The organism is Cohnella phaseoli (assembly GCF_003386235.1).
Classification (GTDB): domain Bacteria; phylum Bacillota; class Bacilli; order Paenibacillales; family Paenibacillaceae; genus Cohnella; species Cohnella phaseoli.
The window spans coordinates 1-14,558 of record NZ_QRDZ01000029.1 but is presented as its reverse complement, the minus strand read 5'-3'; the positions used below and the strand labels follow the sequence as shown (position 1 = coordinate 14,558).

The following is a 14,558-nucleotide window of genomic DNA, read 5'->3' as shown; positions in this document are numbered from 1 at the left end:
TCATCTACATACTTTAAGCGCAGGAGAGGATGGATTCGGGATGAGAACGATCAAGCTGGGAACGAGTCAACTAGACGTGCCTGTCGTCGCGATAGGCTGCATGAGAATCAATTCGCTGGAGAAGGGCGAGGCGGAGCGCTTCGTGCGGACGGCGATGGATCAGGGCGCGAATTTCTTCGATCATGCCGACATCTATGGCAAAGGCGTTTGCGAAGAAATTTTCGCGGACGCGGTCGGGATGAACGCCTCTATTCGCGAGCAGATGATTTTGCAGTCGAAATGCGGCATTCGTCCGGGCATGTTCGACTTCTCCAAGGAGCATATTTTGGCGTCGGTGGACGGTATTCTGCAAAGATTGAAAACCGACTATTTGGACATTTTGCTGCTGCATCGTCCGGATGCGCTAGTCGAGCCGGAAGAAGTGGCCGAAGCGTTCGACCTACTGGAAAGCTCGGGCAAGGTTCGCCATTTCGGCGTATCCAACCAGAAGCCGATGCAGATCGAGCTGCTCAAGAAGCACGTGAAGCAGCCGATCGTAGCCAATCAGCTGCAGCTGAGCATCACGAACGCGACTATGATCTCCAACGGCGTTAACGTGAATATGGAGAATGAATCGGCGATCGATCGCGACGACAGCATCTTGGATTATTGCCGCCTCCACGACATTACGGTTCAGCCTTGGTCTCCGTTCCAGTACGGATTTTTCGAGGGCGTGTTCCTGAACAACGACAAGTTCCCCGAACTGAACGCGAAGATCGACGAGATCGCCGCCAACTATGGCGTTAGCAATACGACGATCGCTATCGCATGGCTGCTGCGTCATCCGGCCGGCATGCAGCCGGTGACCGGCACGATGAACATCGAGCGGCTGATCGATTGCTGCAAAGCGAGCGACGTTCATTTGACGCGTCAGGAATGGTACGAGATTTTCCGTGCAGCGGGCAACATTTTGCCGTAAGGTTATTGTATAATTAACGCATCTCCCTTGAGAGGAGGAGGATGAAATTGACAATCAAAGATTGTCGGACTAGCCGAACTCATGCAAAGCCCGATACGGAGGCGATACTTTGCATGGGGTGCATGTTGATTCATCCTATCGCCTAATAAGCAAACATAGCTTCGTTTCCGTCATTTGGCTTTGCACTTGTTTGTAACGAATACAAATAAGGAGCTGAAGTCCGAATGTGCGAAACTTTTATTGCAAACCATCAATTTAATGCCATTAAGAAACATGCGGAAAACGTCTTAAACGCGGTACGTACCGCTTCCGACCGCAAGGTCATCGAATCGGTCAAATCGAGTGCGGAAGCCGAAGTTGCGGCGATGTTCCCGCTAGCGACAGGGGAGCGGCTCAAGCTGCTCGGAGAGATCGTTAACGTTCAGACGGCCGAGGATTACGCGAAATTCACGCGCGCCTTGGAGCCTTATCTGACCGAGTTCCCGCGAGTGACGAAAGAGCAGATCGTTAAGCTGTTTCCGAAAAACAAGAAGCTGAAGCTGCCCGACCTGGCCGCGATCGATTATCGTTATATCACGTATTTAAGCTGGCTGGACGTCGCTTCGAACAAGCTGTTCATCGTTTATCCGCTGGACGGAAAGCTGATAGGCGTCGAAGGCAGATATACGCCAATGAACAAGAAGAACTACTGCTTTATTTGCCGCAAGTACGACGAGCTGGCGCTTTTCTCCGCAGTATCGAAGAAAAGGCCGCCAAACAGCTCGCCCGATTACTACAAGGCGGTGGGAAACTACCTGTGCGCGAGCGGCCATGACTGCAACGCCAACATGACCGATACGACGGCGCTCGAGAGCTTTATTCGCTCGGTGCTCGCATAGTTTGCGCTTGACGATGGCAGTCTCATAAGTAAAATTTGTTCCAATAAAGCGTCCGCGAATCTATTCTCTTGCGGGCGCTTTTTGGCGTACTTGGCATGCATTCGCTCGTTCGCTCATATGTTGAAAATACGACTTCTTGTCCGATTTTTCAGTAAGGGGGCTTAGCGTTGTGGAGTATATCGCCATAAGGGGGATCGGCACGGCCGTTCCGTCCTATCGTCTGGAGCAAGAGGACGCTTCGCGGCGATTAAAGGAAGCGTTAAGGGATCGACCGACAGACGCGAGATGGGTCCAGCGGATTTTCGCAAGCTGCGGGGTAGAGAGCCGCTATACCTGCGAGCCTGAATTGTTGAAGCCGGCGGACAGCTGCCGGTACATTCCCGCTTCGGCGGAAGTTCGCATTCCCACGACAGCGGAACGGATGGGGCTCTATCACGAAGCATCCGTTCCGCTTGCCGAGGAGGCTGCAAGGAAAGCGTTGGCCGATAGCGGGATCCATCCCGGCGACATTACTCATCTCATTGCGGCGAGCTGCACGGGGATGTTTCTTCCCGGGCTGGATACGGAGCTAAGCGGAAGGCTCGACTTGCGTGCGGACGTGAACAGGACGCCGCTTACGTTTCTGGGATGCGCGGCCGGTCTGACTGCACTGCGGCTGGCGCTGGAAACGGTTCGCGCCGATCGCGAAGCTCAGGTGCTTGTCGTTATGACGGAGCTGTGCAGCCTACATATCCAACCTTCCTTCGATCGCGAGGAGCTCTTCACTTCCGCCTTGTTCGGCGATGGAGCGTCGGCTTGCGTGGTGGCGGCGCCGGTTCCCGGACAGCGGGGGATCCTGGCGATCCATGAGGCGCAAGCGGCGACGATTCCTCGCAGCGCAGAGCTTATGCAATGGACGATCGGCAATTACGGCTTCCGACTGCGGCTTTCTCCGGAAATTCCGGCGCTGATTGCTGAGCAGGTTCCCGAAGCGGTCCGAACGTTCGGGGCCGGTGAGAAAATTCCGGAGCTATGGGCGATCCATCCGGGAGGGAGAGGCATCATCGACGCAGTCGCCTCCGCGTTTCGGCTAACGGACGGTCAGGTCGAGGCCAGCCGCTCGGTGCTTCGCGAGTACGGCAACATGTCTTCGGCAACCATTCTGTTTGTGCTGGATCGGTTGCGAGAACGGCAGCGCCAAGCGAATGAACAAGCGAAGCAAGGCATCGCCCTGGCGTTCGGACCTGGAATGGTCGCCGAAATGCTTCGCTTCACCTATCAACCATGCTAGGCGAACAGGGACTGAGGCGGCGCTCTTCGGAGCCGGAGCTGATGGACGATTTTACTTTCGGCGGAGAACCGCTTCGCGAAGCGCTGCGGCATCTGCATCGGTTGAATCGGTTGTTCGGAGCAAGCGGGCCGATAGTTTATGGCATTAATCAATTGTGGAGGGGCGCCGGAAAGCCAGCCGCGCTGACCGTCCTCGACGTCGGCTCCGGTTCAGGAGACATCAACCGAGCCGTGTTGAAGTGGGCCGACCGAAGAGGCGTGAACCTGAACGTTATTTTGACCGATCTCACGGAGGAAGCCGAAAGAGAGGCCGAGCGCCTGTTCCGCTATGAACGGCGCGTGACCTTTGTGAGGCAGGATTTGTTTGAGCTGAAGGACGGAGCGGCCGATATCGTGACCGCGTCGCAGTTCGTGCATCATTTTCCGTCGGAACGTCTGCCGGAGGTGGTGGGGAAAATGCGTAAAGCTGCCCGAATCGGCGTTGTCTTGGGCGACATTCACCGTCACTGGCTTCCGTGGGCGGCGGTGTGGCTGGCGACGCGGCTGTTGTCGCGCAATCGCTATATCCGGCATGACGGTCCGCTTTCTGTAGCAAAGGGGTTCAGGGGCAGCGATTTTCGCGAGCTTGCCGAGCAGATCGACCGGCCCGAGCTGTCGTATCGATGGCGGCCGCTGTTTCGCTATAGCGTTATCGTACCTCAATTGCGGGAGGACGAAAGCCATGAGAACGGAATTTGACGCCGTCGTCATCGGCGCGGGAATCGCCGGAAGCGCTGCCGCCTGCGCGCTGGCCAGACGGGGCTGGGAAGTCGCGCTGATCGACAAAGACAAGTTTCCCCGACATAAGGCGTGCGGCGAGTTCCTGTCCCCGGAGTCGCTTGGGACGCTGAAGAAGCTGGGCCTAAGTCGAGCGATCGCAGCTTTAGGGCCGGCGACGATCCGAACCGTACGTCTCCATACGGAACGCGGCGGCGCATCATTGCAGATTCCGCTTCCGGGACCGGCTATCGGGTTAAGCCGTCTGGCGCTCGACTCTGCCTTGCAGCAGTCAGCCCGGGCCGAGGGCGCCAGCGTCTACACCGGGGTGACGGTAGCGGGAATATCGGACATTGGCGACGACCGCTTCGTAACGCTCTCGGCGAAGGACGGCGGCGAGCTTGTGCGGGCGCGAGCTGTCATTGCGGCTTGGGGACGGCATCCGCTGCGCTCCTATGATCGCGCCAAGACGGAGCCATCGAGCGGAGAAACGTATATGGGTATCAAAACCCACTACTCTACTATCGACACGGACGAGGCGGTCGATCTTTATTTTTTCAGGGACGGATATATCGGACTTGCGCCGATCGAGGGAGGGCGACTGAACGCAGCCGCGATCATCACGCCGTCGGCTTATCGCCGGTATGGCTCGACGAATGCGGTCGCCCATATACTGGACGAAGCCTCGGCGCGCATCCCCCTCCTGCGCAGAAGATTGGAGAAAGCGGAGCAAGTGCCCGGAACCCAAGCCGCTGCCGCTCCGGTGCGAACGCGGGCGAAGCCGAGCAGTTGGAACGGGCTTCCGTGCGTGGGCGACGCCATGGCGGCGATTCCTCCTTTTTGCGGAGACGGAATGGCGATGGCGCTGCGTTCGGCGGAGCTGTGCGTACCGATGGCGGACGCTTATTTGCACGGATTGAGTACTTACGAGCAATGGGAAGAGACGTACACGGCGCAAATCCGGGAGGAGTTTGCCGGTCCGCTCCGATGGGGCGGCTGGCTAGAGCGACTGCTGACCCGACCGGCGCTGGCATCGTGGGCGCTTCGAGCCGGCGCGGTCATGCCGGGAATCGCGGAGAGACTGGTACGGGCGACAAGACTGCGGCATTAGCCGGAAGGAGGTAGCATATGAGCAGGCGGGTAGCAATAACGGGGATGGGCTGCGTGACTCCGATCGGGACGGATAAGTCGGAAATGTGGCGCAATGCGTTAAATGGCGTTACGGGCATTCGTCGGTTATCCGATGAGCTGACGGCGCAATTGCCGGTGAAGCTGGCTGCGACAATAGACGAATTCGATCCGCTGCGAACGATGGAGGCCAAGGAAACGAGAAAAACCGACCGTTTCATGCAGTTGGCGATCGCGGCGGCCGACGAAGCGGTGCGGGATAGCGGGTTGGTTTTGGGAGACAACGTCGATCCGCAGCGGACGGGCGTATGGATCGGAAGCGGAGTCGGCGGCATTGCGACGTTCGAAGCGGGAATGACGGGAGCGGTCAAAAATGGATACGATCGCGTATCTCCGTTTGCGCTGCCGATGTTTCTGCCCAATATGGCGGCCAGCCGCGTGGCGATTCGTTTCGGAGCGAAGGGGATAACGGCGTGTACGACGACGGCTTGCGCTTCCGGCTCGCAATCGATTGGAGAGGCTTTTCGGGCCATCCGCAGAGGAGAGGCCGACGCGATGATCGCCGGAGGCGCGGAGGCTCCGATTTGCCGAATCGGACTGGCTTCGTTCGCCGCTATGCGGGCGCTGTCGCTGCAGACCGACCCGTCGCAAGGCAGTCGCCCGTTCGACAGAAGGCGCGACGGCTTCGTGATGGGCGAAGGAGCGGGGATGCTCGTCCTGGAGGCATGGGAGCATGCGAAGGCGCGCCGCGCCCCGATTTATGCCGAGCTGCTCGGATACGGAGCTTGCGGCGAAGGCTATCATATCGCGGCGCCGCGTCCCGACGGGAGCGATTGGGCCAGGGCGATGAATCTCGCGCTGGAGGATGCCGCCCTGTCCAGAGGCAGCATCGGCTACATCAACGCTCATGGAACGAGCACGCCTTTGAACGATGCGACGGAGACGCTTGCGATCAAATCGGCGTTCGGCTCCCGCGCCTATGACGTCTCGATCAGCTCGACCAAATCGATGACCGGACATTTGCTTGGCGCATCGGGAGCGGTGGAGGCGGTATTGACCGCGCTCGCGCTGAGAGACGGAATTATCCCTCCGACGGTCAACTATCAGGAGCGGGACGGCGACCTGGATTTGGACTATACGCCTAATATGGCCAAGCCTAAGAGGTTGGTCGCGGCGATGTCCAACACGTTCGCTTTCGGCGGCCATAACGCTGTGCTTGTGTTCGGCAGATGACTCTGCGGCGCTTGACGAACACAGCGATCCGGCGGCGCTCGTGGATTATCGGCTTCTGGCTTATTCTGGCCGCTTGTTTCACTCCGCTTGCCGCCAAGCTGCCAGACGTGCTTGGGGATCACGGTCTGGAGACGGACGGCCAATATGCCGATGTTCAAAGACTGTTGTCGCAGGAGCTGCGGATGCCGGAGGAGCCGGTAATCGTCTTGTTCCATAACCACGACGGCAGATCCTCTCGAAGTTTTGGCCAGTCGATTGCGAACACGATGAGCCGGATCGGTCAAATTTCCGGAACGCTCGTCGCATCGTCTCCGCTTGAGCGGCCGGAAATGCTGCAGGGAGAATACGCCTACGCCACGCTTGCCATTCTCCCCGGCTCGATGGAGGACAAGCAGCTCGCGTTGGAACGAATTCGCGGCGTGCTGACAAACAGCGGCGACGTCAAAGCGACGCTGACCGGCAAGCCGGTTGTGCAGCAGGACGTTAACCGCTTGAGCCGAACGGATTTGCAAGCAGCCGAAGCCGTCGGTCTGCCGATCGCGTTCGGACTGCTCGTCTTCGCGCTCGGAGGACTGCTGCCCGCCGTTCTTCCGCTTGCAGCGGGCGGCATCACGGTTATCGTCTCCATGGGAATGATGTGCTTGATCGGGCAATACAGCGGACTGTCGCTATCCGTGTTCGTGTACAACGTCATCCCGATGGTCGGCATGGCCGTATGTATCGATTTCGCGCTGCTGATGGTGAGTCGTTTCCGGGAAGAGCGCCAGGGGCAGAAGGCGGACGAAGCGCTGCGCAGGACGATGATCACCTCAGGAAGAGCGGTGACAATATCCGCGGGCTGCGTTGCACTCGCACTACTCGGCACGCTCTACGTTCGCATGCCCATTTTCAATACCGTCGCGCTGGGGACGCTCGTCGTTTTGGCCGTTTCGATGCTTGTGAACCTGACTTTCGTTCCGGCGCTGCTATATGCGCTTCGCGGAAGACTGGCTTCCCGCAGGGAGAGACCGCATCCTTCCGGCAGGTTATGGCGGACGCTGGCGAATGCCGTTATGAGACGGCCGGCTGCTGCTGTAACTTTTGCCATGGGCTTTCTGCTCATCTGCATGTTCCCGATCCGCTCGTTGGAGGTTGGCGTGCCGGGACCGCAATCGCTGCCGCAGTCTCAGGAATCGCGACTGGCCGCCGAAGCGTTCGCTCTTCATTTTCAACCGTCGTCCGTATCGCAGGTGTGGCTTGCGGTGAAGGAGGGGCCCGGCAGCAGACAAGCTGTTGAAAGCATTCGTCATGAGCTGCTTCGCGATCCGTACGTGGTGCAAGCGGATATTAAGGAAGGTCATCTGGCCGGCGGTCAGGGGCATCGCTGGATTTCGGTATGGCTGCAGGGGGATAAAGCAGCGAATACGACGATGCAATGGTTGCGGGAGCGGGACAGGCAATATGCCGATCTTGACGTGAAGATCGGAGGAGAACCGAAATACGATCAGGAGGTACATGACGAGGTATTCGGCCGTATGAAGCACGTGCTGCTCTTCGTTGTCCTGTCCAATTTTCTCGTTCTCGCGGCAGCCTTCCGCTCTTTGTTCATTCCGGTGAAGGCGATTGCGATGAATCTGATGTCCATAGCGGCTTCCTTCGGTCTGCTGTCCTGGCTGTTTCAAGGAGGCCGTTTCGGTATCGAAGCGACCGACATTGCGATTATGATTCCGGTGTTTATTTTTGGCCTGACGTTCGGCATCAGTATGGATTACGGCATTTTTCTGCTATCGCGAATATATGAGGGCTACGGGGAGACGCGCAACAACGACAGGGCGATCCGCGAAGGATTGACGGCTTCGGGAAGCATCATCGCATCGGCGGCCGCGATCATGATCGCGGTAACGGCTCCGTTCGCGCTAGCCGATGTCTCGGGGGTTAAGCAGCTTGGCATCGGCATTGCGGCCGTTGTGCTCCTGGATGCGACTATCGTGCGGATGCTACTCGTCCCGGCGCTGATGAAATGTTTCGGAAAATGGAATTGGTGGCTGCCGTTTGTGAGAAGCTAAGCCAAAGCTTCCAATTCTTAACCGAACAGCAAAGGAGCGCACAGGATGAAGCAGCTTCCCGAATTTCCGCAGTCGTACTGGACGTCGTCTGTCCGTCTGCCCGAATTCCCTCCGTTAACGAGCGATACGGAGGCCGATGTCGTCATCGTCGGCGCCGGAATTACCGGAATTACTGCCGCTTATTTGCTGTCCCGCGCCGGGAGAAAGACCATTCTCCTGGAAGCGGGTCGCATTCTTAACGGAACGACCGGACATACGACCGCCAAAATCACCACCCAGCACGATCTGATCTACGACGAGTTCATCAACCACTTTGGCGAGGACAAAACGCGTCTGTACTATGAGGCCAATCTTGAGGCCATGAATTTTATGCGCGAGACGATTGCCACGGAAAGCATCGACTGCGATTTGGCGGACGAGCCTTCCTATATTTACACCGAGTCCAATTTGGCGATCGAAAATCTCGAGAACGAGCTCCGCGCCTACGAGAAGCTCGGCATCTCCGGAGAGCTGACGGATCATATTGCGCTACCGATTGAAATCAAGGCAGCCCTGCTGATGCCTAGTCAAGCCAGATTTCATCCGCTGTCCTATTTAATGGCATTAACAAACAAAGCAGTGGAGGCGGGGGCTCGGATTTTTGAGCAGACGACGGCGATGAAGGTGGAGGATGGAGACGCGCCGGTCGTACTTACGGAAGCGGGAGCCCGCATTCGCTGCGGCCATGTGATTTGCGCCTCACACTTTCCGTTCGCCGATTGGAAAGGGTTTTATTTCGCGCGCATGCATGCGGAGCGTTCCTATGTTCTAGGGGTTAAAATCGAGGAGAGCTATGGCGGCGGAATGTACATCAATGCGGACAATCCGAAACGGTCGATTCGGATTGCAGCCGACGGTCAGGAACCGCTCGTGCTGATCGGCGGCGAAGGTCATAAAGCCGGGCAGAGTCCCTGCACGATCCGCCATTACGATGCGCTGAAGACATTTGCCGATTCTCTGTACCGCGTGAGGGAGATCGCTTATCGCTGGTCTGCTCAAGATCTCGTTACATTGGACAAAATGCCCTACATCGGGCGGATTACTTCCGGTTCGGATCGCATTTTCGTCGCGACCGGATATCGGAAATGGGGAATGACGAACGGAACGGCTGCCGCACGTCTGTTGACCAATCTGGTGCTGGGTCAAGAGGATCGGTATCGCGAATTGTTCGATCCGTCCCGTTTGCATGCAGATCCCGATATCAAAAGCTTCGTAACCGACAATTTGGACGTCGCTAAGCAGCTTATCGCCGGTAAAATGGATATCGTATATCGATTGCCAAGCAGCCTGATCCCGGGCGAGGGCGCAACTGTCCGCGTTAACGGCAAGCGCGCGGGCGCTTATCGCGATCCGGAAGGAAAGCTGCATGTGGTGGATACGACTTGCACGCATATGGGCTGCGAGACGAATTGGAACGACGGGGACCTGACATGGGATTGCCCTTGCCATGGATCGCGTTTCTCGTATACGGGCGAGGTGGTCGAGGGGCCGGCCAAGGAGCCTCTTACCGTTCTTGAGGTTAATGAGGTCAGTTCAGTTACATAATTAATATTATGTAAACTTAAGTAAACATCGCCTAACATAAAATCAGGAAACGCCGAACATGTCGTGAGAAACGATGTGCGTCGGCGTTTCTTTTGCGTTTGGTCAAATCTGAAGGACGGCGAAGGCGGTTTTCCTTCTGATCTGCAGATGGACGACCGCCTTGTTTTTTGCGGGAGCGTTGGATAGCCGATTCGATCTTGCCGACATATGATGTCGTAATCCGTTCTTTCGGGTTCGTGAATGAGTCGAGACGATAAAGGAGATGTATAGCGAATTGACTACAATTACTTTTCGACGACTCATCCAGACGGCAATCCTGCCAGAGAAAGAGAAACTTGCGAAACCTGAGTTGCTTGATCAGGAAGCAAGATGGATTAAGAACCGTAGAGTCAAGGGCGTTTGCTGGCCGTATCGCAGCGCCAAGGAGCTGGGTTGGACGCTTTATTCTCCCGTCGATGTCGCCATCCATCCGTTATCGGAAATTCAAACGACGATGGATAAGCCTGAAGAATTTGCGCGGCTCAAACAATTGGCGGATATGGACGAATGGGTGCAGAAGGACGATATTTTATTGGGAGTTAAGCCGTCTTCCTGGTACAAAATTCATGAATACGAATATGAAGGTCGTTATCGCTCGATGTTCATTCCAAACGGGGAAGGAACATTGGAATGGCGACTTGGCTGGTCTGTTGACATCCCGGACGATCATCTGTTGTTGATCCAGCCGATCGAAATGAAGGACGCTCGTTTCATCGTACATCCGGGACTTCTCATGGGCACATCGGTACAATCCGTTCAGCTGCACCTCGGATTGCCGATTGCGTTCGAACCTCTGCAGCCTTGTAAGATCATTCGCGGAGAGCCGTTAGCAAAGCTATTTGTGCTGCCTAAATCAGTCCTGGCAATCAAAAGCACTACGCAATCGTAACAATGGTCATGGTGGCGCCAAGGTTATTGACGGTGAAACCCGAAACGTTGACCCATTGCAGGACGCTCGGTCCGCCCGGCGGCGTCGTGACGATACTCGTGCCTGCTGTCGACGAGCCTAACGCTTGTACTGCGGAAGTAAAGCTGTAGGGCACTTCCGTCCCGTTCAACGTTAAAATAAACTGAACCGGAGCCGATGTGGTCGTGATGTTCCCGATCTCCCGATTGATAAGGTAAGTGTGGCCGCCTTCCAGAAACACACTTGGAGAGGGGGGCGTCTGCGAGATAAATGTCCCGTTAATCTCCGGCGGCATATTAAAAGGAATCGGGGAGTTATTGGGAATGGCCCCGGTAAATCCGCCGTCAATTGTGGCAAACTCCTCCAGAAAATTGTTCCCTTGCGGACCCTGAGGACCTTGAGGACCCTGCGGCCCTTGTGGGCCCTGAGGACCTTGCGGCCCTTGAGGACCTTGTGGCCCTTGAGGACCTTGCGGGCCTGGTGCTCCAGCTGTTCCGGGAAGTCCTTGCGGCCCTTGCAATCCGATCGGTCCCGGAGGGCCGGGAGGACCCTGACTGGTTTGTAAGGCTAGATTGAGATCGATCTGGATCTGCAAAATTTCTCTCTCTAACCTGGAAATAGACGCTTCCGAAAGCTCAAACCGGAGAATGAACGTTTCGACTCGATTGAAAATCTCTTTTAATGCGAGGCTCAGCGCTAGCAATGAGAAATCCTCCGGTTTGGTTTCCGCCAATGTCAATTCTTGCAATGCCGTCCGAATGGGAATGTTAACGCCCAATTCGTCAAATTGCGCTCTCAAAGCGATCAATTCTTTGCGAAGCGCTTTGATCTGCTCATCGTTCAGAGGGGTTAGCCCCTGATGCAGCCGTTGTTCCAAAGCTTCCAGAATCCGCTGTATCCCGCCGAACCGCATTCTGGAGACCCGGATTCTGCGGCGTTTCCGTTTCTTTACGCAGCACACAATTTTTACTTTCTTTTTGCACGCTTTGTGAGTTGACGTGTGTTTTGTCTTGATGGGCACTTCATCACCGTCCTCCAATTGAATTCAGTTAAAATTCAGGGCATCGTGATGTTTCAGCATAGTATATTGGCATACAACATGAGTTGCTTGGACATCTATCATGCCAGGCGTTCACCTTGCTGAGCTGCACGCGCTGAACAAGCGCTGGAATTGGACAAGCTGCATGCGGAGACGTTTAATTATTTTAAGGGGCGGATTTGGGATACCTAAATTTCACAATAAATAACGGGATGTTCTGAAGTGGGAAAGCGTTGTAAAAGTAGTGGTGAAAAGTGGAAACAATAGTACAATGATATAACAGGCTACCGTCACGAAAGACAGTCTGATGACGATCGGGCAGAATAATCCAGTTACAAGTATAGATTAACCCAGCACCCCGATTTAAAGGGAGTTATCCTATTGCGTTATGACCTTAATATTGCTTGCACTTCTTATCTGACACTTCACGAACAAAAACTGCGGATCAAGTCGTTTCTAATAGAGTATTTTGGCACGGTGCGCTTTTCTCTTGTTGAGACAGGTTCATCTATTACAGCTGTAGAGGACGAAACGGTTTTGTTCGAATGGGTTAATGCGGGCAGACCGGACCGAACGGCTAAAGAATTGTTTCTTTTTGAATGGACAGAGCAAGTGAGCTGGGGTGGGCATTTCTTATTGAAATGCAGCTTTTTTAACCGTTTGGAAGATAACAGCCGACAGAAGCAATTCGAGAAAATCGTTTTGCAAATCAAAGAGCATTTGGATCATCCCACTTTGACACTCCGTATCACTGAAAAAGATAATCTCATCGATGTACGGCAATTTCATCGTCGTTGTGATGGGAATATCGGCTACGGGCTGTACCCTTATGCTGAAGATGAGAAGGGGCATTGGCGGGATAATTTGGGTATCGGCTTATGGATATATCGCGAGGATTTTCATCTTTTATACGAAGGAATCAAGCAGGTATATCCACTTAAGGGGAAAGGTTTTGAGAATTTTGATCATACCGGCATGAATTCCATTAGTAAATCGGAATGGCAAGTGATCCTGGACCATTGGTCTATACTAGCAATCAATAACCCATCCAGCGCTGAATTTATTGATTACGTAGGTCGGTGGGTGGTAGCAACGCTAGAGCATGTGGACGAAATTGCTATCGAAGGGAATTTGTAATTTGCTGTTTTGCGGAGGAATTGTAGTCTATACAAAAAAGGGGAGACAATCGTGATAAGGGATCGGGCGACTTGGAATAAACAAACAAGTGAATATAAGGAGGAGCTGTTGCGCGAGTTAAATGCACGCCTGCCTGCCGGTTTCACGTTTCTGAAAATGGAACGCTTCGAGCGGTTCGGGCTTGAGCTGGAAACGGGTATCTTTGTGTATGAAGGCTGCGAATTCGTATATGTGCCCGGTGACCGAGTTACACTCGGATGGGAGCAATGGGCAATCGGACCGGATGAAGAGACGAAAGGAGAGCTTGAGAGCGGCTTGGAGGATTTGAGCAGAGAGCCTGCGGAGTTGGAGCATGTACTACGAGAGCAAATGTCGCCTGTGCGAGAGGCGGACATAGGTCCGTTGTTAATTGAGCGCCAAACCCGCCTTGTTGCCTGGTATGAGGTGGAACTGGATGACTTGGATCCGGAGGAAGACAGCGATGTGCTGGAGGCGCTCGAGCTCGTCAAGTCCTCGAATTACGGCTCCTATGAGCAGCATCAGTCTTTTCGATTGGACAAAGAGGATGGGCGTATCCGCATTTGGTTGTTTGCCGATAGTCCCAGCCAGCAGGCTTGGGCGAAAGATGAACTGCCCGATGGCTTCGATTTGTTAACAGAAGAGGAATGGGAATATGTGTACGGCGGAGGTCGTCGAACGTTATTTCCTTGGGGCGACAGCTTCGACTACCGCATGAGGGTCAGGCACTTCGGAGAACTGAATCCGGAGCAGAAAGAGCAGGGCGAACCGGCAGTGAGCGACAGAGCTTTCGATCTGGAGGAGAGTAGCGGCATGGGGCTACAATTCCTTGGCGATCCTTACAAACAGGAGCTGACCGTATCGCCTGAAGGACTCGTGCGCGGTAAAGGCGGGGACGGCGGTGCGCTTATCTGTGGCGGTATGGGCGTCACATGGGGCTATGTTCCTGTTGCTACCTATTATCGCGACCCCTATGAGGAAGAGCAGAAGTGGGAGGACCGTGCCGAATACTTGCATTATCGTCGCATCGTTCGTCTTTAATCAACCATGGAGCTTCGAGAAGTTTTGAGCCTCACGGCGACTGCAACGGAACGGTTAGTGGGTAAGTTGATAACGATAAATCCGACTTGGGTGTTGAAGGGGTAACTACAGATGACAGCAACGAAAAATAATGAAACCTTGCATCATGCTTGTTATAACCAAAATGTGGATCTGGTGCGGGAGTATGTAAGTAATGCGAAAGCGAATAGTCTAAATAAAAAGCTGACTGATTATTCGAATCCGATAAACGGAACACCTTTGCAAATAGCGTGTAGAGTAGGAAATCTGGATATAGTGAAGCTTCTAATCGAAGCAGGTGCAGATAAAGAAATTAAAGATGTCGGAAGACAATCGCCCTTATCAATTGCAATTAGTCACAATTACATAGAGATAACTCGATATTTAATTGAAGCAGGCGCAGATGTCCATTCCAAAGGTCCGAACAATCTGCAGCCGATACATTTTGCATGTGAACGTGGAAATAAAGAAATGATTGAATTACTATTAGCCCAAGGAATCGATATTA

Annotated in this window: 13 protein-coding genes; 12 read left to right on the top strand and 1 reads right to left on the bottom strand. The window is 54.6% G+C overall.

Going from position 1 to position 14,558, the window contains the following annotated elements:
- Positions 1-40: 40 nt before the first annotated feature.
- The 9 genes from DFP98_RS28505 to DFP98_RS28465 all read left to right on the top strand — a co-directional run bounded on the left by DFP98_RS28505 (position 41) and on the right by DFP98_RS28465 (position 10,779).
- On the top strand, positions 41-958 hold the full coding sequence (locus tag DFP98_RS28505) for an aldo/keto reductase (protein ID WP_116064046.1): 918 nt from the start codon (positions 41-43) through the stop codon (positions 956-958).
- Positions 959-1,182: 224 nt separating this feature from the next.
- Positions 1,183-1,836, top strand: a complete 654-nt coding sequence (locus DFP98_RS28500) for a FusB/FusC family EF-G-binding protein (RefSeq protein WP_116064045.1) — start codon at positions 1,183-1,185, stop codon at positions 1,834-1,836.
- Between the two features lie 169 nt (positions 1,837-2,005).
- Positions 2,006-3,106, top strand: coding sequence for a type III polyketide synthase (locus DFP98_RS28495; protein ID WP_116064044.1), 1,101 nt, complete (start codon positions 2,006-2,008; stop codon positions 3,104-3,106).
- A gap of 41 nt (positions 3,107-3,147) precedes the next feature.
- A complete protein-coding gene (locus DFP98_RS28490; RefSeq protein ID WP_246016817.1) occupies positions 3,148-3,843 on the top strand; it encodes a methyltransferase domain-containing protein in 696 nt (231 codons plus the stop codon).
- A complete protein-coding gene (locus tag DFP98_RS28485; protein ID WP_116064042.1) occupies positions 3,827-4,972 on the top strand; it encodes an NAD(P)/FAD-dependent oxidoreductase in 1,146 nt (381 codons plus the stop codon). Before DFP98_RS28490 ends, DFP98_RS28485 begins: the two co-directional genes overlap by 17 nt.
- A gap of 17 nt (positions 4,973-4,989) precedes the next feature.
- The gene (fabF, locus tag DFP98_RS28480) at positions 4,990-6,222 is read left to right on the top strand and encodes a beta-ketoacyl-ACP synthase II (RefSeq protein ID WP_116064041.1); all 1,233 of its coding nucleotides are present in this window, start codon (positions 4,990-4,992) and stop codon (positions 6,220-6,222) included.
- An 11-nt stretch (positions 6,223-6,233) separates the two neighbouring features.
- Positions 6,234-8,267, top strand: a complete 2,034-nt coding sequence (locus tag DFP98_RS28475) for an MMPL family transporter (protein ID WP_220377184.1) — start codon at positions 6,234-6,236, stop codon at positions 8,265-8,267.
- 45 nt (positions 8,268-8,312) lie between these two features.
- Positions 8,313-9,851 (top strand): FAD-dependent oxidoreductase, encoded by a 1,539-nt coding sequence (locus tag DFP98_RS28470; RefSeq protein WP_116064039.1) that lies wholly within the window; start codon positions 8,313-8,315, stop codon positions 9,849-9,851.
- A 274-nt stretch (positions 9,852-10,125) separates the two neighbouring features.
- Positions 10,126-10,779, top strand: a complete 654-nt coding sequence (locus DFP98_RS28465) for a hypothetical protein (RefSeq protein WP_116064038.1) — start codon at positions 10,126-10,128, stop codon at positions 10,777-10,779.
- On the opposite strand, the gene DFP98_RS39275 is transcribed toward DFP98_RS28465, so the two are convergent.
- Positions 10,766-11,710, bottom strand: a complete 945-nt coding sequence (locus DFP98_RS39275; RefSeq protein ID WP_181918004.1) for a hypothetical protein — start codon at positions 11,708-11,710, stop codon at positions 10,766-10,768. The two genes, DFP98_RS28465 and DFP98_RS39275, sit on opposite strands and share 14 nt — an antisense overlap.
- Before the next feature lie 507 nt (positions 11,711-12,217).
- Here DFP98_RS39275 and DFP98_RS28460 point away from each other — a divergent pair.
- The 3 genes from DFP98_RS28460 to DFP98_RS28450 form a co-directional block, all read left to right on the top strand.
- Positions 12,218-12,973, top strand: coding sequence for a hypothetical protein (locus tag DFP98_RS28460; RefSeq protein WP_116064037.1), 756 nt, complete (start codon positions 12,218-12,220; stop codon positions 12,971-12,973).
- 108 nt (positions 12,974-13,081) lie between these two features.
- The gene (locus DFP98_RS28455; protein ID WP_147310290.1) at positions 13,082-14,032 is read left to right on the top strand and encodes a formylglycine-generating enzyme family protein; all 951 of its coding nucleotides are present in this window, start codon (positions 13,082-13,084) and stop codon (positions 14,030-14,032) included.
- Positions 14,033-14,143: 111 nt separating this feature from the next.
- Positions 14,144-14,558: ankyrin repeat domain-containing protein (locus DFP98_RS28450; RefSeq protein WP_147310289.1), on the top strand; the 415-nt coding region annotated here is incomplete at its 3' end.